This window comes from Geobacter pickeringii (assembly GCF_000817955.1).
Taxonomy (GTDB): domain Bacteria; phylum Desulfobacterota; class Desulfuromonadia; order Geobacterales; family Geobacteraceae; genus Geobacter; species Geobacter pickeringii.
On sequence record NZ_CP009788.1, the window covers coordinates 608679 to 632057 of the forward strand.

The window sequence follows — 23379 nt, forward strand, 5'->3', positions numbered from 1 at the left end:
TGCCGATTGGTTCCCTTCGGCATCACCCTTGCGAAGGGGATATGCAGCCGGTCCGAACCCTGCCACCCTCCCGGCAAATCGATCCTCAAGGAGAATTGAAACGATGGGCACGATCATGAACGTTCTCTCCCTCGTCCTCTGCAGCCTTCTGTTCCTGACGCCGGCGGCCCTGGCCGCCGGGCTGAACCTCTCGGTGGCCGCCAGCCTCAAGGAGGTGGTCAACAGCCTGACGGCCGAGTACGGGAAGAAGAATGCCGGCGTTACCTTTCAAACGAACTACGGTGCTTCCGGCGCCCTGGCCAAGCAGATCGAGCAGGGGGCCCCGGCCGACATCTTCATCTCGGCCAACCGGGACTGGGTGGACTATCTCCAGAACCGCAACCTGACGGACGAGGCGAGCCGTTGTGCCTTTGCCTACAACTCCCTCGTCTTCGCCGGGGCCACGAAGTTGCCGGTGGCCGGGATGAAAGAGCTGGCGAAGCTCCGGAAGATCGCCATCGGCAGCCCCAGAAGCGTTCCGGCCGGCGAGTACGCGATGGAGTCGTTCAGGGCGGCCGGGGTGGAGAGAGAGCTGACCGGAAAGCTCGTTATGGCCAAGGATGTGCGGGAGGCGATGCAGTACGCCGAGCTGGGGGAGGTGGACGGCGCATTTGTCTACCGGACCGATGCGCTCCTGCTGGGGAAGCAGGCGAAGATTCTCTTCACGGTCCCCGAGCGGCTCCACGATCGGGTCACCTACCCCATGGCCCTCACCGCGACGGGAGCGAAGAGGCAGGATGCCCGGGAGTTCTTCCGCTTCCTCCAGTCGGCCGAGGCGCGAAAGGTGCTTGAAAAGTACGGCTTTGCGGTGAAATAATCCCCCCATGATCTCCTTCACCCCCGCCGACATAGACGCCATCAGGCTCTCGGCCAGGGTCGCCGTGGCGGCGACCCTGGTGTCGCTCCCCTTCGGCGTTGCCGTGGCCTATGCCATGAGCTTTCTCTCCTTCCGGGGGAAGACGCTCCTGGAGGTGCTCCTGAACCTGCCGCTGACGCTGCCGCCGGTGGTGATCGGCTATCTGCTCCTCCTGCTGCTGGGGAAACGGGGGTGGCTCGGCGGGCTGCTGGACGCGGCGGGGATCCGGATCATCTTCACCTGGTACGCAGCGGTGATCGCCTCGGCGGTGGTGGGGTTCCCGCTTCTGGTCCGCTCCATCCGGATCGCCATGGAGTCCATCGACGGCCGGCTCATCCAGGCATCCCGCACCCTCGGCGCCCGGTGGTTCGATACGCTGGCCACGGTCATTCTGCCGCTCTCGCTGCGGGGGATCGTGGCCGGCTCATCCCTCATGTTCGGCCGCAGCCTCGGCGAGTTCGGCGCCACCATCATCGTTGCCGGGAACATCCCCGGCGCCACACAGACCATGCCGCTGGCCATCTACGACTACGCCAGCTCCCCCGGCGGCGAGCAGGCCGCCCTCACCCTCTGCCTCGTCTCGGCGGGGCTGTCGCTGGCGGTGCTCTTCCTCCACGAATACGTGGGGAGCCGCATGGGACGGAGGGACTGAGATGGAGCTCACGGTGAGGGTGACGAAATCGTTCGGCGGGTTCCGGCTCGGTGCCGACTTCACGGCATCCGGGAACCGGATCGGCATCTTCGGCGAGTCGGGGAGCGGCAAGTCGACCCTGGTGAATATGGTGGCGGGGCTGGAACGCCCCGATGCCGGCGAGATCCTCCTGGACGGCGAGCCGCTCTTTTCCGCCGACCGCCGGGTGAACGCGGAGCCGGAGCGGCGGCGGGTGGCACTGGTCTTCCAGCACCCCCACCTCTTTCCTCACCTCTCCGTGCGGGCAAACCTCCTCTACGGGTGGAAGCGCTGCACCGTGGCGAACCGGCGGATCGGCCTCGACGACCTCGTCGGGGTGCTGAGGATCGGCCAACTCCTGGACCGGGGGGTGAACAACCTTTCCGGCGGCGAGAAGCAGCGGGTGGCCCTGGGGCGGGCGCTCCTCTCCAACCCGCGGCTCCTCCTCATGGACGAACCCCTCTCGGCCCTGGACGATGCCCTCCGCTTCCAGATCATCCCCTACCTCCGGGGGGCCTGCGAGGCATTCGCCATCCCCTATCTCTTCATCTCCCACTCCCTGGTGGAGATGCGCCTCATGACCGACCGGGTGGTGGTCTTCGACCGGGGGCGCCAGGCGGACGACACCACCCCCGACGACCTGGCCCGCAGCCGCATGGGGGGAAGCCCCGTGGGGTACATCAACCTCCTGCGGCTCGCCGACCCCCGGGAGCACGACGGCCTCACCTCCTACGCCTGGGGGGGGGGACGGCTTCTCCTCACCGCCCGGAGCGATGGGGCGGAATCCCTCTTCGAGCTCTCCTCCAAGGATATGATCCTCTTCAAGAAGCATCCCGAGGCGATCAGCGCCCGGAATCTCCTCTGCTGCACGGTAACGGGGACCTTCGATGCGGGTCGCAAGGTGGGGGTGGAACTGGCGTGCGGCGCCGAGCGCCTGGTGGCGGAGGTGGCCGGCGAGGCGGCCCGGGAGCTGGAGCTGGCGGCGGGAAGCGAGGTCTACGCCGCGGTGAAGGCATCGGCCTTCCGGCGGCTCGGGTAGTTCTGCGGGGTCAGCGAGTCCCCCTCTCCCCCGGGGAGAGGGGCGGGGTGAGGGGACAAATGAGCGGCCGCATCAATCGGAAGCGTCGCCGCAGGAACACGAGCAGCCGCACGCCATGCCGTTGGCCTTGCCGAAGGCTTCCCGTCCTTCTCTGAAGGAGAGCCAGGCGATGGCGAGGGAGCCGAGGGAATCCAGGGAGCCGATGCCGGTCAGCTCGTAACCGGCGCTGGACGCCAGGAGCACCACCGACAGCAGCAGGCAGGCCCGGCTGCAGGCGGCGTCGGCCAGGATGGCCGGGGAGTTGAGCGCCTTTCCCACCCGGGTCTTGTGGCGGATGAGCAGCCACATGAACGAGATGGAGACCAGCGATACCACGATCCCCCAGACGGTGGTCTCCGGCCGGTGGCCGGCATGGATGCTGATGGCCGCCGTCACCGCCAGACCCGCCGCCAGCAGGTAGAACGCCCCGCCGGTGATCCGCAGCGCCCGCCGCTCGAAGGCGTCGCGCCGTTCCTCCTCACCCCGCCGAAGCCGCCGCACCATGTGCCAGATCCCCAGCCCCGAAATCACCTCCACGAAGGAGTCGAGCCCGAAGCCGAAGAGCGACAGGGTCTCGTCCGCCGCGCCGAGCCCCACCGAAACCATCCCTTCCACGAGGTTGTAGCCGATGGTGATGAGCGCCAGGAGGGCCGCCGTGCGGTAGAGTTGCTGAATTCGCAGAAATTTGTCGCAGAGCATCAGATATTCCTCCCCAAGGACCGCTGCCGCCGGTGATCAGCGGCGCTCGATCCGGTTCAGGCGGTTCTTGTACAGGTAGTTCCCCCCCTGGTACCAGCCAAGCATGTTCATCAGATACCCCTCGTCCATCGGAAGCGGGGTGACGGCGCCGCTCGCGCGGTCGAACCGGTAGAGCGCCTCCTTGTGGTGGGGCCCGAGGATCAGGAGCCGGTCCCCCTCGATGTAGCCGAGCTTCTGGTAGGTGGAGATGAAGGCGCGCTCCGGTTTGTCGCCGGCCTTCAGGACGTCGCGGCCGAAGAAGTCGGTGGTGTAGCTCATGTTGAGCAGGCCGAGGACCGTGGGGGCCACGTCGATCTGGGCCATCATCCGGTCGATACGGGCCGGGGAGACGTGGGCGGGGGAGTAGATGAAGAGGGGAATCTCGTACTTCTTCACCGGGAGTTCGGTCTTGCCGGCACTGCCGGCACAGTGGTCGGCCACGATGACAAAGACGGTGTCGCGGAACCACGGCTCCTTCCGGGCCTCGGCAAGGAGCGTGCCGATGGCGAAGTCGGCATACTTCACCCCGCCGTCGCGGCCGGTCTTCGACGGAATGTCGATCTTTCCCGCCGGATAGGTGAAGGGGCGGTGGTTGGAGGTGGTCATCACCATGCTGAAGAAAGGCCTGCCGCGCTCGTACGACGCCCGTCCCTCCCGGATCACCTTGTGGAAGAGATCCTCGTCGCAGACCCCCCAGACGTTGGCGAAGGTGATCTCATCCTTGGCGAAGTTCGTCCGGTCGACGATGTCGCAACCGTTCCCCGCGAAGAAGGCGTTCATGTTGTCGAAGTAGCCGTAGCCGGCATAGATGAAGCGGGTGTCGTACCCCTTCTCCCGCATGACCTCCCCCCAGGAGCGGAAGCCGCCGTTGTCCGGCCGCTTGACGATGGAGGTCCCCGGAAGGGGCGGGATGGAGAGGGAGAGTGCCTCGAGCCCCCGGACGGTGCGGGTGCCGGAGGCGTAGAGGTGGGTGAAGAAGAGCGACTCGCCGGCGAGGCGGTCGAGATTCGGGGTGAGCCCCTTCGTGTTGCCGAAGGTGCCGAGGTATTCGGCGCTCAGGCTCTCCTCGACGATGACGACCACGTTCAGCCGCTGCTCTTTCCCTTCGCCGGTGATGGCGCGGGTCATGCGCGGGGAGGGAGCGGTGAAGTGGTTGTTGCGCTCCGCCACGAGGGTCCGGAGCCGGGCGAGCACCTTCTGCTCGTCGCGGGTCACGTAGAAGCGGGTGAAGTCGAGTTCGTTGTTGCGGAAGGCGGCGACCAGGCTGTAGATGCCGTCGGTGGCCAGCTCGTTGGCGTAGCTGTTGGCGGAGATGGAGGAGGCGGAGATGTTCATCAGCAGCAGGGCCGCCGCCGGGGCGGCCAGGAGCGCCATCCCCCCGCGGCGGTGCCGGCCGGCGAAGGTGAGGAGGGCGGCCCGGTCAATAGCCCGGCGCAGGAGGAAGACGAGCGCCAGGTCCACCACGAGGATCCCCCCGAGGATTGGGCCGAGGGGGTACGACTCCCGGATGTTTCCCGCCACCTCGTGGGTATAGATCAGATAGTCGACGGCGATGAAGTTAAAGCGGGTGCCGAACTCTTCGAAGAAGAAATACTCGGCCACGCCGTCGAAGAGCAGCGCGTAGAGGATGACGGCGAAGGCGGCGCGGATGAGCCATCGGTGGTGCCGGTGCCCGGCGACCCGGGAGGGGACCAGCATGAGGTAGAGGGATGCCGGAATCAGGAAATAGGCGAGGGTCGCCAAGTCGAACGCGAATCCCATGCCGAACGCCTTGGCCGTCAGGAGCGGGGTGAGCCCCGACCCCGTCGGAACCATGGCGAGGAGCACCAGGCGGATCGCCGTGGCAATGGCGATGAAAAGCGACGAGAAGAGGGCGACGACGCCGAATCTGCGGGAAAGGTTCATGGGGGCTCCGTGTCAGGATTGATTGGGGGCGGTGTTGATGCTGCAGAACGAAACCTGACCGGAGTGTGCCGGCTGACGGGGGCCCGCCCCCCCCTCCCGGCACTGCTGCGCGGCGAAGTGGCTGGCGCGGACGGGGAGGGCATCGGTTCGAAACTGCCATATTTTCATTAATACTACCGTCTCCGGCCGGCCAAACGCAAGCGATTTGCCTAACGGAGGGGGGAGGGACGTTAAAGGTGGCGCAGGGGGAGAGGTGCCGCACCGGACCCCATCGAGAGCCCGGTGCGGTGTGGGATGGAACGGACGCGGCGGGGACTACGCGAGGAAGTTGACGATCTCCTTGTCCATCTTCTCGATGTGACGGGTGAGCCACTCGATCATCATCTGATTGGTCGAGATCACGAGGGAGAGGCCGGCGCCGCCGTCGCGAACGTTCCGTTTCAGCTCCTCCAAGTCGCGCGTGAACTTCTGGTGCTGCCGTTTGTGCTCGAGGTAGTCGGCACAGCCGCAGTGGCGCATGATCCGTTCCTCGGCGGCGAAGTGCGATACCACGTACTCGTCGAGAAACATGAGGAGCCGCAGCACCTCCTCGTTCCCCTTGCCGTCGTTGCAGGCGGTCAGCAGGTTTCCGAAACGGAGGAACAGTTCCCGGTGCTGGGTGTCGACCTCGTCGATGCCCGTGAGCAGATCCTCTCTCCATCCAATGGCCATGGTTCTGGTTCTCCTGTGGTGCAGGGTATGGGCGGCGGGCATCCCGGTGTCGCGGGGGACCGTGGCTCGCAGGTAAGTGATTACTTTCATCGTATCGTGCGGAATCGGGATTTCTTGAGGGGAAAATGCCGTTATCGGCGTCGGTTACGCCCGTTCCGTCCTGATGCGGGGAATGCGGAAACGGCGTCCGACCAGGGCGCGGTGCCGTCCCCGCAGGTCGGCGGCGGTGCCGTCGAGGAAGGCGAGCAGCTCGGGGTGGCCGTGGCCGGCCAGGTAGCCGTCAACCAGTTTCGCCATGCAGGCGTTGTAGCGCCGGGTGGAGCTGCCGTGGGCGAAGTTCTTGCCGGGAAAGCGGCGGATGTCGCCGTCGAAGGCGGGAGAGATGTGGTAGAGCTCGTGGAAGATGGTGATGAGTTTTTCGCGCAGCGGCAGGTCGAGGAAGCGGGGGACGAGGAAGTAGATGACGTAGAGGATCTCCGTCTCCCGGTGGAGCACCGTCGGCATGGTGCTGACGTAGGTGTGGCGGCCGCGCCGCCGCGTCACGCTCTTCTCCCCGCCGGCGAACCGCAGGGGGTGGATCTTGGCGTACATGCCGCCGACGCCGCCGCTGCGGGTGGAGGAGACGCAGAGGAGCAGCCGGGCGGGGTCCACATGGGAAAGCTCGTCGACGGTGGCGGCCACGTGGGCGACGAGCCGCTCCAGCTCCCGGGTCAGATTGAGAACGGATCCCCCTGGGGCCACCGGGAGGTTACTTCGCGCCCGATCTGAATTTGTGGCAGAAGAGGCAGCGCATCGGCCCGTCCTTCGGTTTCACCGGATGCTCCTTCGGGAAGGGGATGCCGCCGGGCTGCTCGTTGTGGCAGGCGGGGCAGGTCTTGTCGAGGGTCATCTTCTCCTCGCCCTTGCGGAATGCCTCGTAGAACTTCTGGTGGTTTGCGTCGAAGGGGACCTTCTTGGTCCGGACCTCGCCGGAGATGGACCAGAAAATACCGACCACGACGACGATGAGGGCAATGAAGAACCAGTCCTTCTTCTCGATTTTCATCTCAGCGAACCTCCGCTTTCTTTGACGGGAAAATGCTCCGGGTCATGTTACGCCATGGCGGCGCAGCCGATGGCGCCGTTGTGCTGGGGGTGCAGGGGGACGCAGACCTCCCGGCCGGTCTCGTCCTGCAGGAGCCTCACCACCCCCCCGTTGCGGGCGACGCCGCCGGTAAGGACGATGGTCTCCGAGGGGAAGCGCTTCAGCATCGGCATCACGCGCTTGACGAGGGTCTGGTTCACCCCGGCGCAGAGCCGCTCCACGGAGTGCCCCCGGAGGATCTGGCCGATGAGCTCCGACTCGCCGAAGATGCCGCAGGTGGCGTCGAGTTTCACCGGCTCCTCCCAGTGGGTGGAGAGCTCGTCGAGGGAGACCTCCAGGATCGCCGCCATGTTTTCCAGGTAGCGGCCGCTGGAGGCGGCGCACTTGTCGTTCATGACGAAGTCGGCGAGCTTCCCCCCCCGCACCAGGGCCACCTTCGTGTCCTGCCCCCCCATGTCCAGGAGGGTGAACTCCCGAAGCCCCGTCTGGAAGAGGGCGCCGCCCACATGGGCCCGGATCTCGGAGATGATGCGCGCCCCTTTGAGCGCGAGGGTGTTGCGGCCGTAGCCGGTGACCACCACCGTCGCGCTGGCAAGTTCCGCCGGCGTGAAGATGCCGCTCGCCGCCAGGTCCAGCGCCAGTTCCTCCCCCTCGAGCCTGCCGTAGCGCTTGTAGAAGGTGACCGTGTCGTGGTCGGCCAGGCGGAGGGTGCGCTCTCCATCGAAGAGGGCGAATTTCGCCTTTCTGCTTCCTAAGTCGATGCCGATGTGCATGGAATCCGTTTCCCGGGCGGTCGAGGTCTAGTCCGCCAGCATCTCGAGGAATCCCTCGATCCTGATCTTGGTCCGCGCGTCAAGGGGGGCCGGCTTATCCCCTTCGAGGGTGAGGACCGGGAGGGGGATCTTCTGGCGCACGATCATATCCTCGATCTGGCGGAAGCAGAACGACTGGACGTAGTGAATCACCGCGTCCACCCCCCGCCGCTCCAGTTCCAGGAGGATGTCCGACAGCCGGTGGAAGATATCGTAGGGGTAGGTATAGGCGCGGTACTGCTCCACCAGGTCCGGGGTGTCGTAGGGCATAGCGAACTGGCGCTGGGTTTCGTTGAAGACCACCCGTGCCCCGAGGGATTCGATGAACGGGTAGAGATCGTCGAAGATGGGAGGGACGCCGATGAAGGCGAGCCGCACGGTGTCGTTGAACGGCGTGCGCTCCTGGACGCCGGCGAGGAAGCTCTCCACTTCCGCCTCGAAGCGGTCGGGGTCGCCGTTCATGTCCGAGGTGCAGACCTGGAAATAGTGGTTTTCCTGACCGCTGACGAGGTTCTCCTCCCAGGTGAGCCGGTCGATCTCCCGCACCTTGCGCCGGATCCGCCCCAGGCGCTCCCGGGTCAGGTTCACCGCGTCCCAGCCGACCCCGAAGTGGCGCATCAGCTTCTCGATCTCGAAGCGGACACTCGCCGGATCCCGGTCGTGGGGGTAGGCGAAGGGGACCGTCTCCACCCCCCTGAGGGAGAGGACCTCCATGAGCGCCCGGGTGTTGCTGCAATCCCCTTCGGTGACGGCGACGATCTCCTTGATCCCGCACTCGAGGATCGCCGCGTAGATCCCCTTGATCCAGCTGCAGATGCTCCGGGGGAAGCCGTCCACCTCCGCCTCCTCGATCATCCGGTTATTGGCCGGGCTCGTGATGAAGACGTTGTTGAGGTCGACGGGGCTTTTCTCCGCTGCGAGGATGACCTCCAGCGGGATGGTGGTGGTGAAGCCGACACGGTGCACGGGGGTTACTCCGACTTGATGAAGATGAAGTAGATGAGGAAGGCGCCGATGACGAGCCCCCCCAGGGCGAAGGGGATGGTGGAGCCGAGGGTCAGTTCGTTCCCCTCGCCCGACGGGAGGGTGAGCCGGATCAGGAGCGCGATGGAGACGGCGGCGAAGACGATGGATAGGACGAACTTGGAGCGCTTGACGACCCCGTAGAAGATCAGCAGGACCAGGATGCCGATGATCCACGGGTTCTCCATGGCTCCCTTCAGGGTGAGGTTCTTGATGAACGTGACAATGTTCTGGGTCTCGAAGGGGCTCAGGGTCTCCTTCGCCTTGTCGACCATCTCCTGTTTTTCCATGGGGGCTCCCGGCGGCTCTCGAATGGGTCGTTCGTATCGTTCTATATAGCAGATTTTCCGAAGAAAAAGAAGCCTGCTCCCCGTCGGTATACGCGGGGGCAAATGCCTTGACAATGGGGCTGCGGCTCACCTAGTATAAACATTTTTCTGCATCTCAACAACAGATACGACAACGCCTTCCCTGCGAAGGCGCCGGCCGCTCCCCCTCCTTCCGGAATGGGGGCGCGCGGAGAACACGCTGTGCCCTGGAAAGCCATCGGCATTTTCGATTCGGGGGTTGGCGGCCTGACGGTCCTCAAGGAGATCGTTAAGGCCCTTCCCCAGGAAGACACCATCTACTTCGGCGATACCGCCCGGGTCCCCTACGGGACCAAGTCCCCCGAGACCGTCACCCGCTACAGTCTCGAGATCGCCTCCTTTCTCGTCAAGCGCGACATCAAGCTCCTCGTGGTCGCCTGCAACACCGCCTCGGCCTGCTCCCTCGACGCCCTGCAGGAGACCCTCTCCATCCCGGTGGTGGGGGTCATCGAGCCGGGGGCCCGTCGGGCCGTCTCGGTCACCCGCAGCGGCAGGGTCGGCGTCATCGGCACCGAGGGGACCATCCGAAGCAGCGCCTATGCCAAGGCGATCAAGCGGATGAATCCCGAGGTGGAGGTGGTAACCAAGGCCTGCCCCCTCTTCGTGCCGCTGGCTGAAGAGGGGTGGACCGACAACGAGGTGGCGCGCCTCACGGCCGAGACCTATCTCGGGGGGGTCCGCGACCACGGGGTCGACACGCTGGTGCTGGGGTGCACCCACTACCCGATCCTCAAGAGGGTGATCGGCGAGACGGTGGGGGATGCCGTGAAGCTGGTCGATTCCGCGGAGGAGACCGCCCGCACCGTGGCGGAGATCCTCCGGGGGCGGGACTTGCTCCGTCCCAGCGCCGAACTCGGCAACCACCACTACTTCGTCTCCGACGTCCCGGCCGGGTTCATCCGGGTCGGCAACCGCTTTCTCGGCGGCAGTCTCGGGGATGTCTACCAGATAAGCCTCGACACGGAGAAGGGATAGTTCATGAAGCGCACCAAACCCCGCAAGTGGAGCCGCCTCATTGTGGTCGCCTTTCTGGTGGCCGCCACGGTGCTCGGCCTCCTCATCTTCCAGAAATACCGCACCAGCCGGGAGCTCCCCGTCGCCCAGTCGGAACCGAAGCCTTCCGGCACGTTCCGGGTCACCCTCTTCTTCGCCACCCCCGACGCCGAGGGGCTCGCCCGGGAAGGGCGGGAGCTCGACGCCTGCGAGGAGATGGCCGACTGCGTGGAGGAGGTGGTCGACGAGCTGGTGAACGGCCCCGTGGGCGAACTGCAGCCGACCCTCCCCCCCAGCGCCGTCGTCCGCGGCGTCCGGATCGTGGGGGAGACGGCGGTCATCGACTTCGGCAAGGAACTGGTGGCGGGGCTCCCCGGCGGCAGTTCCGCCGAGCTGGCGGCGGTCTACTCGGTGGTGGACACCGTCTGCCTCAACTTCCCCGCGATCAAGGGGGTGAAGTTCCTGGTGGAAGGGAAGGACGCCGAGACCCTGGCGGGACACGTGGACCTGCGCCGCCCCATTCCCCCCGATTATACGCTGGAAAAGACCGATGAAAAGGTGGTGAAACCATGAAGAAGCCGTTCCTGCAGGCGATCAAAGAGCGCGTCCTCGTCCTCGACGGCGCCATGGGGACCATGCTCCAGGAGCGGGGGCTCAAGCCGGGGCAGTCGCCGGAGGAGCTGAACCTGACCATGCCCGACGTGGTGGCCGGCGTCCACCGCGAGTACGTGGCGGCGGGGGCCGACATCATCGTCACCAACACCTTCGGCGGCACCCGCGCCAAGCTGGAGCACTTCGGCCTGGAGGCGAAGGTCCGCGAGATCAACGTCCGGGCCGTGGAGATCGCCCGGGAGGTCTGCGGCGACGATGCCTACGTGGCCGGCTCCGTCGGCCCCACCGGGCTCTTCGTGGAGCCGGTGGGTGGGGTGACCTTCGACGCCATGGCGGGGCTCTTCCGGGAGCAGGCCGCGGCCCTCATCGAGGCCGGTGCCGACCTCATCACCCTCGAAACCTTCCTCGACATCAAGGAGATCCGGGCGGCGGTCATCGCCATCCGGGAGCTCTCCCCCACCATCCCGATCATCGCCCAGCTCACCTTCGACAACGAGGGGCGCACTGTCCTCGGCACCCCTCCCGAGGCGGCGGCCGTGACCCTGGCGGCGGCCGGCGCCGACATCATCGGCTCCAACTGCGGCCTCGGCCCCGACGGCATCTGCGCCGTCATGGGGGCGATGCGCGGCGTGACGCGGCTCCCCCTCATCTCCCAGGCCAATGCGGGGCTGCCGAAGCTCGTGGAGGGCAAGACCGTCTTCCCCGGTACCCCCGACGACATGACCGCCTTCCACGACCGGCTCCTGGAGCTCAACGTCCGGATCATCGGCGGCTGCTGTGGCACCACCCCGGCCCACATCCGGGCCATCAAGGAGGCGCTGGCGGGGCGCGACCAGTCGTGGCGCGACTGTGGCCCCGCACCGGGGGTGACGTACCTGTCGAGCCGCACCTCCGTCGTCGCCTTCGGCGGCGGGCTTACCACCGCCATCATCGGCGAGCGGATCAACCCCACCGGCAAGAAGGGGTTCGCCCAGGAGCTGCGGGAGGGGAAGGTCTCCTACATCCGCCGCGAGGCGATGGAACAGGTGGCCGCCGGCGCCCATCTGCTGGACATCAACGTCGGGACCCCGGGAATCGACGAGCCGGCCGCCATGGAGCGGGCGGTCTTCTGCGTGACCGGGAGCGTCGGGGTGCCGCTGGTCCTCGACTCGTCCGACCCCGCGGCCCTGGAGCGGGGGCTCAAGGCAGCCGACGGCAAGGTGCTGGTAAACTCCGTGAACGGCGAGGAGAAGAGCATCGCCCGGGTCCTGCCGCTGGTGAAGAAGTACGGCGCCGCCGTCATCGGCCTGGCCCTGGACGAGACCGGCATCCCCGAGACCGGCGAGGGGCGCCTCGCCGTGGCGGAGCGGATCGTGGCCGCCGCGGAAGGGGATGGCATCCCCCGCAGCGACGTGGTGATCGACTGTCTCACCCTCACCGTGAGCGCCGAGCAGAAGCGGGCCATGGAGACCCTGAAGGCGGTCCGCCTCGTGAAGGAACGGCTCGGCTGCAACACCGTGCTCGGCGTCAGCAACATCTCCTTCGGCCTCCCCCGCCGCCCCCTGGTCTCGTCGACCTTCTTCGGCATGGCCATGGCCGCCGGCCTCGACGCTGCCATCGTCAATCCCAAAGAGGAGGAGATGATGGCCGCCTGGCGTTCGGCCATGGTGCTCCTGAACCGCGACCCCTCCTCGGCCGCCTACATCGCCGCCTACGCCGGCACCGCCTCCGCGCCCGAACCGGCCGGGGCCGCCGAGAACCTCGACATCCGCGAGCGGCTCACGCGGGCCGTCATCACCGGCGACCGGGAGAATATCGCGGCACTGGTGGAGGAGGCGTTCGCCCAGGGGCTCGAACCGCTCCAGGTGAGCAACGAGGGGCTTCTCCCCGGCCTGGAGGAGGTGGGGCGCCGCTTCGAGAAGAACCTCGTCTTCCTCCCCCAGGTGATGCAGTCGGCCGAGACGATGCAGGCCGCCTTCGCCCGCCTCAAGGAGGCGATGAAAGGTGCTCCGGCCGCCAGTCGCGGCACGATCCTCATGGCCACCGTGGAGGGGGACATCCACGACATCGGCAAGAACATCGTCTGCACCCTCTTGGAGAACCACGGCTTCGAGGTGATCGATCTCGGCAAGAACGTGGCCGCCGACCGGATCGTGGCGAAGGCGAAGGAGCTCGGCGTCGATGCCGTGGGGCTCTCCGCCCTCATGACCACCACCATGACCGAGATGGAGAACGTCATCGCCCGGCTCAGGGCGGCCGGGATCAGGACATTCACCATGGTCGGCGGCGCGGTGGTGACCCAGGAGTATGCCGACCAGATCGGCGCCGACCTCTATGCCCGCGACGCCATGGAGGCAGTTGCGCGGATCAGGGGGCTTCTCGATAAACCGGTGTAACCCCGCGATTTGCCGTACCGATTATCCCTTGCAACCGGCGAATATACGTGCTACTTTTAGCCGGTTACGTCATTTGGCGGATAGGTACCCATGGTCGTCGGATTCAATCACAACGTCATGTACAAGGGGGAGGTCTTCCACGTCCAGACCGAGGACAGTGGCGTTGCCAACCCCTCCATCGTTACCCTCCTCTACCGGGGGGGGACCATCATTGCTTCCAAGAAGACCAGCTACGCCGATATCGTCAAGGTGGGGGACCTCGACAAGGTGGTCGAGGCGTTGATGAAAGAGCAGCACAAGGATATGCTCCGCCGCCTCAAGAACGGCGAGTTCGACTCCCGGGCCTTCCCCGCGCCGCCGGCCCCCTCCGCCGCCACCCCGCCGCCCGGCCCGGCCGCTGCCGCCACTCCGCCTCCCCGTCCCCCATCCTCCCCTCCGAAACCCCAGGACAAGCCCTCCAGCCTCGATGACGTCATCCTCGACTTCCTCATGGCCGGAGACAAGCAGGATTCATAATCACAGCAGCAATGGAAAGGACCAGCGTGAACAGCGAAACGATCAGCTCTCTCGAGGAAAAGGCCCGGCAGCTCCGGGTCGACATCGTCAAGACGTTGCATAAGTCCCAGTCGGGTCACACCGGCGGTTCCCTCTCGGCCATCGACATGGTGGCCGCCCTCTATTTCCACGTCATGCGCCACAAGCCGGCCGACCCGAAGTGGGAGGGGCGGGACCGCTTCGTGCTCTGCAAGGGGCACGCGGCGCCGGCCCTGTACGTGGCCCTGGCCGAGGCGGGGTACTTCCCGAAGGAGGACCTGATGATGCTGCGGCGTCTCGGCTCCCACCTCCAGGGGCACCCCGACAGCAAGCAGACGCCCGGGGTCGAGGTCTGCACCGGCTCCCTCGGGCAGGGACTCTCCATGGCCAACGGCCTGGCCCTGGGGTTGCGTCTCGACGGGAGTGAGAGCCGGGTCTATGCCCTGCTGGGGGACGGTGAGCTCCAGGAGGGGCAGGTCTGGGAGGCCGCCATGGCCGCCGGCCACTACAAGCTCGACAACCTCTGCGCCCTCATCGACGTGAACCGCCTCCAGATCGACGGCGAGGTGGCGAAGGTTATGAACGTGGAGCCGGTTGCCGACAAGTTTGCCGCCTTCGGCTGGGAGGTGATCGACATCGACGGCCACGACATGAAGGCCATCGTCGCCGCCCTGGAACAGGCAGCCACCGTGAAGGGGAAGCCGACCGCCATCGTCGCCCGGACGGTCAAGGGGAAGGGGGTCTCCTTCTTTGAGAACAAGGCGTCGTACCACGGGGTGGCTCCGAGCGATGAAGAGCTCCCCAAGGCGCTGGAGTGCCTCGGCGAGCAGTGCAACCTGTAGCGGCGCCGCGTGCCGCGCACCGATCTGACAACCAGAAAGGACATTGACTATATGAGCACCATGATCGCCACCCGCGACGCCTACGGCCAGACCCTGGCCGAGCTGGGCGAGGAGAATGCCGCCGTCGTCGTCCTCGACGCCGACCTTTCCGGGTCCACCAAGACGTCGGTCTTTGCCAAGAAATTCCCCGAGCGCTTCTTCAATATGGGAATCGCCGAGGCCAACATGGTCGGCACCGCCGCCGGCCTTGCTGCCGCCGGCAAGATCCCGTTTCTCTCCACCTTTGCGATCTTCGCCGCCGGCCGGGGATGGGAGCAGATCCGCCAGTCCCTCGCCTATCCGAAGGCCAACGTGAAGGTGGTCGCCACCCACGGCGGGATCACCGTCGGGGAGGACGGCGGCTCCCACCAGTCGGTGGAAGATATCGCCATCATGCGGGCGATCCCGAACATGACGGTCATCGTCCCGGCCGACGGCCCCGAGACCGCCAAGGCGATCCGCGCTGCCGCCGCTTACAAGGGGCCGGTCTACGTCCGTCTCGGCCGTAACAAGGTCCCCACCGTCACGGTCGAAGATGCCCCCTTCGAGATCGGCAAGGGGACCCAGCTGGCCGACGGGAATGATCTCACCTTCGTTACCACCGGCCTCATGACCGCCCAGGCCCTGGCAGCGGCGAAACTCCTCGCCACGGAGGGGATTTCGGCCCGGGTAGTGCATCTTGCCACCATCAAGCCCCTGGACGGCGAAATCCTCCTGAAGGCGGCCCGGGAGACCGGCGCCATCGTCACCGCCGAGGAGCACTCGGTGGTGGGGGGGCTCGGCGGCGCCGTGGCCGAATACCTCTCCGAGAACTGCCCGGTGCCGCTCCGGCGGATCGGCATCAACGACCGGTTCGGCCTCTCCGGCAAGGCGGAGGAGCTCATCAAGTACTTCGGCCTCATGCCTGCCGATCTGGCCGAGGCGGGGCGGGAGATCGTCGCGAAGAAGCGGGGGTAGGGGCCGGACCGGGATTGTCCGGTACTGCCCTCCCCGTTTCTGGCGGAGCTCTAGATGCGGATACTGAGATCGGTAGACGGTTTCACCTATCTGGCGGCGATCATGATCGTCGTCATCATGGGGATCATGCTCGGTGTGTCGGGGCAGCTCTGGCGGACGACCATGAAGCGGGAGCGGGAGGAGGAGCTGCTCTTTCGCGGCCAGCAGTACAAGGCGGCCATGGAGCGGTGGTACAAGCCGGGCGGGCCGGGACAGCCCCCCCCCAGCAGCCTCAATGACCTGAAGGATCTGCTGAAGGACCCCCATTCTACCACCACGGTTCGCTACATCCGCCGGCTCTACAAGGACCCCGTCACCGGCAAGGATTTCGACGTCGTGCGCCAGCCGGGGAAGGGGATCGTGGGGGTCATGAGCACCAGCGAGGATGAGCCGCTCAAGGCGGGAGGGTTCCCCAAGGGGCTGGAGGCGCTGGAAGGGGCGAACCAGTACAAGAAATGGCTCTTCGCCCTCAGCCTCGATGCGTCGGGCAAGGGGGGCACGACGGGGCAGCAGGCAGGGGGAGGGCAGTCGGCCTCGCCCGGCCAGGCGGCGCCGGCGGGAACCGCTGGCATGCCTTCGGGGTGGTCGTACCCGGGGGCGACGGGGACTCCGGCCCGCTGAGGCGAATTCATCACCCAATCGCAGAACCGACGATCCCAGGGGGAAGGTTGATTTTCAAGAGCCTGACAACGCGCGTCATCGTTCTGCTGGTCACCCTCCTCTCCGTGGGGATCGGCACCTTTGCCTATCTCAATCTGGCGCGCGAGAAGGCCCAGCTCATCAAGACGGCACGTGAGAACACCCAGCTTCTCCTCGACACCATCGAGCGGAGCATCTTCAAATCGATGAGCATGGGAGACACCCAGGACGTGCAGACGACCCTGGAGATGGTCGGCCACAGTCACAACCGGCTGATCGGAGCGCGGATCTTCCATCCCCAGGGACTGATTCTCAAGTCATCCAACCCCCTTGAGGTCGGGGCCGCGGTTCCCGATGGCGACTATTCCCTCTTCATCAACAACCTGACCAGCGGAATCTACGAATCTCCCGGCCATGGCGAAGTCTTCGGCATGATCAAGCCGATTTACAACTCCGCGCCGTGTCACATCTGCCACGGCGCGAAGCGGCGGATCATCGGGATCCTGAACGTCAATTACTCCCTGGCCGAGACCAATCAGCGCATCATAGAGGTGACGCGCCTCTTTGCCATCTCAACCGCGGCGATCATCGCCTTCATTGCGCTGGCGATCTCCATCGTCATGGTCCGTTTCGTCCGGCGCCCCCTGAACTGCATCATCGAGAACATGGCGCGGGTCGAACAGGGGGATCTGTCGGTCCGGATGACCCCCCGGGGACGCGACGAGATCGGCCACCTCATCGCCAGCTTTGACTCCATGGTTGACCGGCTCGACACGGCGAAGCGGGAGCTTGAACAGTTCCACTTCCAGCAGATGGAGCGCGCCGACCGCCTGGCGTCAGTGGGGGAAATGGCCGCCGGCATCGCCCACGAGATCAAGAATCCTCTGGCCGGCATCGCCGCGGCCATGACCATCATCCGGCAGGATTTCGGGGAGGATGACCCCCGCAAGGAGATCATCGGCGAGGTGATCGCGCAGGTAAACCGGCTCGACAAGACCGTGAACGACCTGCTCTTCTTCGGCAAGCCCTCTCCGCCGGAGCCGACGCGGGTGGAGATCAACGACGTCCTCCGCCGGACGCTGATTTTCGCCCTCCAGCACCGGGGGGGGAAGAACATCGAGCGCCGCCTCCAGCTTGCCGAGGGGCTTCCTCCCGTCTACGTCGACCCGAAGCAGGTGCAGCAGGTCTTTCTGAACCTGATCCTGAATGCCGTCCAGGCGATGCAGGAGGGAGGGACTCTCACCGTCGGAAGTGTCCTTGCCGAAAGCGGCGCGGCGCGGTTCGTGCGGATCACCATTGCCGATACCGGTCCCGGCATCCCGCCACAGATCATCGGCAAGATCTTTACCCCCTTCTTCACGACCAAGGCGCAGGGAACGGGGCTCGGTCTCGCCATCTGCCAGAAGCTCATCACCCAGCACGGCGGACGCATCGCCGTTGCGAGCGAGGATGGCAACGGAACGGTGTTCAGTATCGACCTCCCGGTTGCGGAGCATGCGCCGGAATTGTGATGGGAGACGGTTTGTGCCGGTCCGTATGATATGAAGTTGAAGCGTTTCCTTAATCCACTGTACGTAGCAGCCTGACAAAGGAGTTGCCGTGAGAAAGACGAAAATCCTGGTTGTCGACGATGAACATCTGATCCGCTGGTCCCTGGAGCAGAATCTGAAGAAGCAGGGGTACGAGGTGGTTTCCGCCGGCAACGGCGAGGACGCCCTGCGGATCGTCCGGGAGGAGCAGCCGGACCTGGTTCTCCTCGATATCCAGCTGCCGGGGATCGGCGGTCTCGAGGTGCTGGAGAAGACCAAGGAGTATGACGAAGAGATCATCGTCATCATGGTCACGGCCCACGGCGGGCTGGAGACGGCGGTCCACGCCATGCGGCTCGGCGCCTACGACTATATAAACAAACCGTTCAACCTCGACGAGATGGCCATAGTCATCCGCAAGGCGCTGGAAACATCGGACCTGCGCCGTGAGGTGCAGCGGCTGCGCAGTGAGCAGTCGAAAAAGTTCGGTCCCCCCGACATCATCGGCGGAAGCCGGCACATGAAGAACGTCCTCGACATGATGGACAAGGTCGCCCGCAGTGACGCCTCCACGGTCCTGATCCAGGGGGAGTCGGGGACCGGCAAGGAGCTCGTGGCGAAGTGGATCCACTACCAGTCGGCCCGGGCGGAAAAGCCGTTCGTGGCGATCAACTGCGCGGCGGTGCCGGCGACCCTTCTGGAGAGTGAGCTCTTCGGCCACGAAAAAGGGGCCTTCACCGACGCGAAGACCATGAAAAAAGGGCTCTTCGAGCTTGCCGACGGCGGCACCGTCTTCCTCGACGAGATCGGCGACATGGAGATGGGGATGCAGGCCAAGCTCCTCCGGTTTCTCGAAGAGCGGACATTCCGCCGCATTGGCGGCACCAAGTCGTTTGCCGTTGACGTCCGGATCATCTCCGCCACCAACCGCGATCTCCTCAAGGCGATCGAGGAGAAGAGCTTCCGCAACGACCTCTATTACCGCCTCCAGGTGATCCCCATCTTTCTCCCCCCCCTCCGGGAGCGGCGGGAAGATATCCTGCTCCTGGCAAACCACTTCATCGACGTCTTCAACAGCGAATTCAACAAGCACGTAACGGGCATCTCCAAGATGGCCGAAAAGCTCCTCCTCGATTACCACTGGCCGGGGAACATCCGGGAGCTGAAGAACGTCATCGAGCGGGCCATCATCCTCGGCAACGAGGAGACGCTGCTGCTCGAACACCTCCCCCTGGAGATCGTCGCCAAGGCGTCGACCCAGACCGCCGGCTTCACCACCTTCAAGCTCCCTCCCGAGGGGGTCGATATCGAGGAGGTGGAGAAGGAGCTGATCCGCCAGTCGCTGGAGATTACCGACTGGAATCAATCCAGGGCCGCCAAAAAGCTGAATCTCGGCATCGATGCATTCCGGTACCGGATGAAGAAGTTCGGTTTTCTCAAATAAGGGGGCGGATTTATTCCGTTTCCATTGTTTTGTCTCCCTTGATGACGTCACCCGCAGCAACCCGGCGGGTGACGTTTCTTTTTCCCACGCCTTGTCCGTCATTTCGCCGATAAGCCTGGAAAAAACAGTTCCCTTTAGAGGCACGGGGGGAGGAGTTTTCCGTGAGGAAAACAGGTGGCGGTTGAAGGCGGGCGAGAAGTGGATTCCCACCGCGATTCCTCTGCGTTCACCGTGAATCCGCGATTTAATTGCCCTTTGGGGATGTGTTCTGGAGATAGCGTGCGGTAATGGTTCTGATCGGGGGGAGATAAAACTCCCTCTCTGTGGCGGCCTGTGAAAAAAGCCTTATGTGGAGCGCTGTTGGCACCGATATTGCTCGATTCTGGGCAGGAGCACTCCCTTGTTTGTGTGGCTTGTTGGGCCGCAAGGGTTTCTTCAATAAAACCGGAGGCATTACCATGGTATGCAGATCGCCGAAACGAATGGTGTCCGTTGCCTTCTCGCTGGCGTTTCTGGTTATTTCGCTGGCGTCGGCCGCCGTTGCCGCCGTGGCTCCGGTGGTGGTCGGCCAGAACCCCATTTCGGAGGGGATGCGTTCTCCGCTGCGGGTTGCCGTGGATTCGGCCGGCAATAGCTACGTGACCGATCCGCTTTCCGGGGGGGTGCTCAAATATGATCCATTCGGTCATTTGACAAATCTCATCAAGACCGCCCTCCCTCCCCAGGGGGTCGCCCTTGCCGCTGATGGTTCGCTCCTGGTGGGGCAGGGCGATTACGTGGCGGTCATCAGCCCCGCCGGTGTCGAGACCGGTCGGCTCGGCGTTGGCGCCGGCCAGTTCATGATGGTGAACGGCATCACCGTCGACCCCGCCGGTTTCATCTACGTGGTCGACAGCCAGGACAACTGCGTGCAGGTGTTCAATGCCAACGGCATCTTCGCCCGCCGCTTCGGGAGCTTCGGCACGGCGAACGGCCAGTTTTCCACCCCCTCCGGCATCGCCTTCGAGAAGGTTTCCAATCAGGTCGCGGTGGTCGATACCCGCAACGGCCGTGTACAGTTTTTTGACACAAACGGCGTCTATCAGCGGACGATCGGTGTCTTCGGCTCCGGCGCCCTCGGCTTTACCGCTCCGCAGGGGGTGGCCTTCGAGTATGCCAGCGGCCCGACCCCGGTGCTGAAGCGGATGTACGTGGTCGATACCTTCCAGAGCTCGGTTCAGGCCATCGATCCCAACGGAACCCAGCAGTACCTTTCCACCTTCGGCGCGTATGGCGGCGGGGTGGGGCAACTGATGGTCCCGTCCGATCTCGTCTTCGACCAGGCCTACGGCCGCCTCCTCGTGGTGAACGGCTACGGCAACCTGGCGGTATTCAATATCGACGGCGGCGGGGTTCCGGTGGACACCACCCCGCCGGCGCTTACCATCAACCCGGTCCCTGCCACGGTCTATGCCGCCACCCTCGACGTGAGCGGTACCGTAGCGGCCGGTGCCACCCTCTCCATCTCTGCCAGCGGCAGCACCGTCGTCAGCCCGATTTCGTCCCCCTCTGCCGGCACCTGGCGTGTGACCCTCAGCGGACTGGCCCCGGGAAGCACCACTGTCACCGTAACGGCCCGCAACGCGGCGCAGATCGCCACGACCCTCACGGCGTCGGTGAACTATCTGCAGCCGGCTCCGCAGCTCGTTCTCGACCCGACTCCTTCGGTGACCAACGACCCGTATCAGCAGCTCTCCGGCACGGTTGACGCCGGTTCCCTGGTGACGGTTTCCAACACCACCACGGGGGCGAGCGTCACGGCGACGATCTTCGGCACCAGCTGGAGCTGCCGCGTTCCCCTCACCACCGGCCTCAACGCCCTGAACGTCACGGCGACGCGTCCCCAAAGCGCGGTGGCGACGCTCTCGCTCTCCACGATCCTCGATACGACGCCACCGGCGCTCCAGGTGTCGGCCCTCGCCGATGGCAGCTACACCAGCGAGCAGGTTCAGAACATTCAGGCAACCGTGAGCGATCCCAACCTCGACACCGTCCTGCTCAACGGCGCGCCGGTCACCGTGGTGAATGGCGCCTTCAGTTCTGCGGTCACCCTGAACATCGGCCCGAACATCATTACCGTCGTGGCGACCGACCTGGCGGGGAATGCGACCACCGACACCCGGACGATCATCTTCGATCCCACCCGGCCGGTAGTGACCTTCACGGCCCCGGCCGAGGGGTCGTACGTTGCCGTCAGCCACGTGGCCGTGAGCGGCTCGGTCGACAAGGTGGCCAAGGTCACGGTTGCCGGCCAGCCGGCGACGATGAGCGGAAACGACTGGAGCGCCGACGTTCCGCTCGTGGCGGGACTCAACACCGTGGAGGTGACGGCGGTCGACCTCGCCGGCAACGTCACCACCGCGAAGCGCACGGTCATCTTCGATGGCGATGCGCCGAAACTGGTCATCACCTCCCCCGCGCAGGACAAGGCGGTGAACACGAAGAGCATCGCCCTGACCGGCCTGGTTTCCGACCTCGCTCCGGTGACCTTCACCGCCGATGTGAACGGCGTGCCGGTACTGGTCGAGCAGGCCAACGGCACCTTTGCCCTCGGGGTCACCTTTGCCGACGAAGGGGCGTACGCCATCACCATCAAGGCGACCGACGCCGCAGGAAACGTCGGGACGGTGACGCGGACCCTCATCTACGATACGACGCCGCCGGCCCTTACCCTTAACCCGGTCAACACCCCCTTCCCGGCGGCGCTCTCCGGTACCGTCGAGGCAGGGGCCACAGTGACGGTGGAGGACAAGAACGGCGCGGCCGGGACGGTGACGGTGAGCGGCGAGGCATGGCAGGCCAGCCTCACCGTCGGGGCCTATGACTCCGCCACCCTTGCAGTGCGGGCCACCGACGCCGCCGGCAACAGCACGGTCCGGTCGCTCCTCGTTCAGGTGCCCGACGGCGATCTGGACGGCGACGGGCAGGTAACGATCCAGGATGCGCTGCTGGCCCTCAAGATCTACCTCGGCCAGATCAAGCCGACGGCCAGCTATCTGACCCATGGCGACATCGGTCCGCTGCTCCAGGGGAAAGCACACCCCAACGGTACCATCGACATGGTCGACGTGATCCTGATCCTGAGAAAGGCCCTCGGGATGCCGAGCTGGTAAAGGGGAGGCCAGGTTTTTGCAGGAGGCAATGAAGCAGGTAAAGGATTACACGCAACGAGGTTTGGAATGAAGAAATTTCTGTTGGCAGCACTTGCCGTGACGGCGGTTCTGGCCACGGCGGGAAACGGAAACGCAAACCCGGGAAATATCAGCTGGACGGTCCACAACATGTCCAAGAGCGCTCCCTGGGCCAACGCCAGTCTCCGTCACTGGTACAGTTCCGAGGTGGATCAAGTGTGCGTCTTCTGTCATACACCCCATAACGCCAAACCGTCGGTCCCCCTCTGGAACAAGGTGAACCCGACACAGACGTTCAGGATGTATACGTCGTCGCCCACGCTCTCTCCAACTGCCAAGGCGGTGACCGCCCCCGGCCCCGAGTCGCTCCTCTGCCTCAGCTGCCACGATGGCCGCACCGCCATCAACGTGCTCCATAACTCGACGGTGGGAGTCGACTCGGGGGACGGCTCGGGTGACAAGCGGGTAAAGATCGCCGGTTTTCCTCTCACCGACCCGAGCAACCCGAACGCCCAGGCCCTCGCCATGGGGAGTCTCCCGACCTTCGGTACCCCCTACCGGGCGAACCTCGGCAAGACCGACAGCGATACCTATGCCGGCTACAACCTGATGGATGACCATCCGATCTCCTTCTCCTATACGGCTTCGTACGGCCAGAAGGGGGCCCAGTACCTGAACGACATCAATACGGTCAAGGCCCAGGGATTCCGGTTCTACGGCCCCAATCGGGACCGGATGGAGTGTTCGACCTGTCACGACCCCCATGCCGACTACGGGCTCGATTTCGATGGCAACCCCACGGGGAGCCCCACGGGGAACACGAAGCTCAGGCCGTTTCTGGTCAGGGACAATGTGGGAAGCGCCATGTGCTTTACGTGTCACAATAAGTAGTCTGCGTGAATTTTAATTGGTGTACCAATGT

At 65.1% G+C, this 23379-nt stretch carries 22 protein-coding genes; 14 read left to right on the forward strand and 8 right to left on the reverse strand.

Going from position 1 to position 23379, the window contains the following annotated elements; genetic code table 11:
* The first annotated feature begins 103 nt into the window (after nucleotides 1-103).
* From modA to modC, 3 genes are read left to right on the forward strand one after another with little or no spacing between them, the layout of a single operon-like run.
* Nucleotides 104-856: a molybdate ABC transporter substrate-binding protein gene (gene modA / locus GPICK_RS02820; protein WP_039740337.1), complete on the forward strand. Its 753-nt coding sequence runs from the start codon at nucleotides 104-106 to the stop codon at nucleotides 854-856.
* Nucleotides 857-863: 7 nt separating this feature from the next.
* Entirely contained in the window at nucleotides 864-1547 is a 684-nt protein-coding gene (gene modB, locus GPICK_RS02825) for a molybdate ABC transporter permease subunit (protein WP_039740339.1), read from the forward strand.
* 1 nt (nucleotide 1548) lies between these two features.
* Entirely contained in the window at nucleotides 1549-2604 is a 1056-nt protein-coding gene (modC, locus tag GPICK_RS02830) for a molybdenum ABC transporter ATP-binding protein (RefSeq protein ID WP_039740340.1), read from the forward strand.
* Nucleotides 2605-2676: 72 nt separating this feature from the next.
* Here modC and GPICK_RS02835 read toward each other — a convergent pair whose 3' ends face one another.
* The 8 genes from GPICK_RS02835 to GPICK_RS02870 form a co-directional block, all read right to left on the reverse strand.
* Nucleotides 2677-3342, reverse strand: coding sequence for a cation transporter (locus tag GPICK_RS02835; RefSeq protein ID WP_039740343.1), 666 nt, complete (start codon nucleotides 3340-3342; stop codon nucleotides 2677-2679).
* 36 nt (nucleotides 3343-3378) lie between these two features.
* The gene (locus GPICK_RS02840; RefSeq protein ID WP_039740345.1) at nucleotides 3379-5286 is read right to left on the reverse strand and encodes an LTA synthase family protein; all 1908 of its coding nucleotides are present in this window, start codon (nucleotides 5284-5286) and stop codon (nucleotides 3379-3381) included.
* A 315-nt stretch (nucleotides 5287-5601) separates the two neighbouring features.
* Nucleotides 5602-6087, reverse strand: coding sequence for a bacteriohemerythrin (locus GPICK_RS02845; RefSeq protein ID WP_236685624.1), 486 nt, complete (start codon nucleotides 6085-6087; stop codon nucleotides 5602-5604).
* A 54-nt stretch (nucleotides 6088-6141) separates the two neighbouring features.
* On the reverse strand, nucleotides 6142-6738 hold the full coding sequence (locus GPICK_RS02850; RefSeq protein ID WP_039740349.1) for a putative metallopeptidase: 597 nt from the start codon (nucleotides 6736-6738) through the stop codon (nucleotides 6142-6144).
* A 7-nt stretch (nucleotides 6739-6745) separates the two neighbouring features.
* A complete protein-coding gene (locus GPICK_RS02855) occupies nucleotides 6746-7042 on the reverse strand; it encodes a hypothetical protein (RefSeq protein ID WP_039740351.1) in 297 nt (98 codons plus the stop codon).
* A 47-nt stretch (nucleotides 7043-7089) separates the two neighbouring features.
* Complete coding sequence (locus tag GPICK_RS02860) at nucleotides 7090-7854, reverse strand: acyl-CoA dehydratase activase (RefSeq protein WP_039740352.1); 765 nt, start codon at nucleotides 7852-7854, stop codon at nucleotides 7090-7092.
* Between the two features lie 27 nt (nucleotides 7855-7881).
* Nucleotides 7882-8859, reverse strand: a complete 978-nt coding sequence (locus GPICK_RS02865; RefSeq protein WP_039740354.1) for a 2-hydroxyacyl-CoA dehydratase family protein — start codon at nucleotides 8857-8859, stop codon at nucleotides 7882-7884.
* A 5-nt stretch (nucleotides 8860-8864) separates the two neighbouring features.
* Entirely contained in the window at nucleotides 8865-9206 is a 342-nt protein-coding gene (locus tag GPICK_RS02870; RefSeq protein ID WP_039740356.1) for a hypothetical protein, read from the reverse strand.
* A gap of 240 nt (nucleotides 9207-9446) precedes the next feature.
* Between GPICK_RS02870 and murI the strand changes: the two genes are divergently transcribed.
* The 11 genes from murI to GPICK_RS02925 all read left to right on the forward strand — a co-directional run bounded on the left by murI (nucleotide 9447) and on the right by GPICK_RS02925 (nucleotide 23348).
* Nucleotides 9447-10259: a glutamate racemase gene (murI, locus tag GPICK_RS02875; RefSeq protein WP_039740358.1), complete on the forward strand. Its 813-nt coding sequence runs from the start codon at nucleotides 9447-9449 to the stop codon at nucleotides 10257-10259.
* Nucleotides 10260-10262: 3 nt separating this feature from the next.
* Nucleotides 10263-10850: a GerMN domain-containing protein gene (locus GPICK_RS02880; RefSeq protein WP_039740360.1), complete on the forward strand. Its 588-nt coding sequence runs from the start codon at nucleotides 10263-10265 to the stop codon at nucleotides 10848-10850.
* On the forward strand, nucleotides 10847-13264 hold the full coding sequence (locus GPICK_RS02885) for a homocysteine S-methyltransferase family protein (RefSeq protein ID WP_039740363.1): 2418 nt from the start codon (nucleotides 10847-10849) through the stop codon (nucleotides 13262-13264). The genes GPICK_RS02880 and GPICK_RS02885 overlap by 4 nt, the downstream gene beginning before the upstream one ends.
* Before the next feature lie 90 nt (nucleotides 13265-13354).
* A complete protein-coding gene (locus tag GPICK_RS02890) occupies nucleotides 13355-13780 on the forward strand; it encodes a hypothetical protein (RefSeq protein ID WP_039740365.1) in 426 nt (141 codons plus the stop codon).
* A gap of 11 nt (nucleotides 13781-13791) precedes the next feature.
* Nucleotides 13792-14640 (forward strand): transketolase, encoded by an 849-nt coding sequence (locus tag GPICK_RS02895; RefSeq protein ID WP_039740367.1) that lies wholly within the window; start codon nucleotides 13792-13794, stop codon nucleotides 14638-14640.
* Between the two features lie 51 nt (nucleotides 14641-14691).
* The gene (locus GPICK_RS02900; RefSeq protein WP_084201324.1) at nucleotides 14692-15636 is read left to right on the forward strand and encodes a transketolase family protein; all 945 of its coding nucleotides are present in this window, start codon (nucleotides 14692-14694) and stop codon (nucleotides 15634-15636) included.
* Between the two features lie 54 nt (nucleotides 15637-15690).
* Nucleotides 15691-16296: a type II secretion system protein gene (locus GPICK_RS02905; protein ID WP_144400024.1), complete on the forward strand. Its 606-nt coding sequence runs from the start codon at nucleotides 15691-15693 to the stop codon at nucleotides 16294-16296.
* A 47-nt stretch (nucleotides 16297-16343) separates the two neighbouring features.
* A complete protein-coding gene (locus GPICK_RS02910; RefSeq protein ID WP_039740368.1) occupies nucleotides 16344-17825 on the forward strand; it encodes a two-component system sensor histidine kinase NtrB in 1482 nt (493 codons plus the stop codon).
* A gap of 88 nt (nucleotides 17826-17913) precedes the next feature.
* Nucleotides 17914-19287, forward strand: coding sequence for a sigma-54-dependent transcriptional regulator (locus GPICK_RS02915; RefSeq protein ID WP_039740371.1), 1374 nt, complete (start codon nucleotides 17914-17916; stop codon nucleotides 19285-19287).
* 458 nt (nucleotides 19288-19745) lie between these two features.
* Complete coding sequence (locus GPICK_RS02920) at nucleotides 19746-22439, forward strand: Ig-like domain-containing protein (protein ID WP_039745191.1); 2694 nt, start codon at nucleotides 19746-19748, stop codon at nucleotides 22437-22439.
* Between the two features lie 66 nt (nucleotides 22440-22505).
* Nucleotides 22506-23348: a cytochrome c3 family protein gene (locus tag GPICK_RS02925; RefSeq protein WP_039740373.1), complete on the forward strand. Its 843-nt coding sequence runs from the start codon at nucleotides 22506-22508 to the stop codon at nucleotides 23346-23348.
* The last annotated feature ends 31 nt before the right edge of the window (nucleotides 23349-23379 follow it).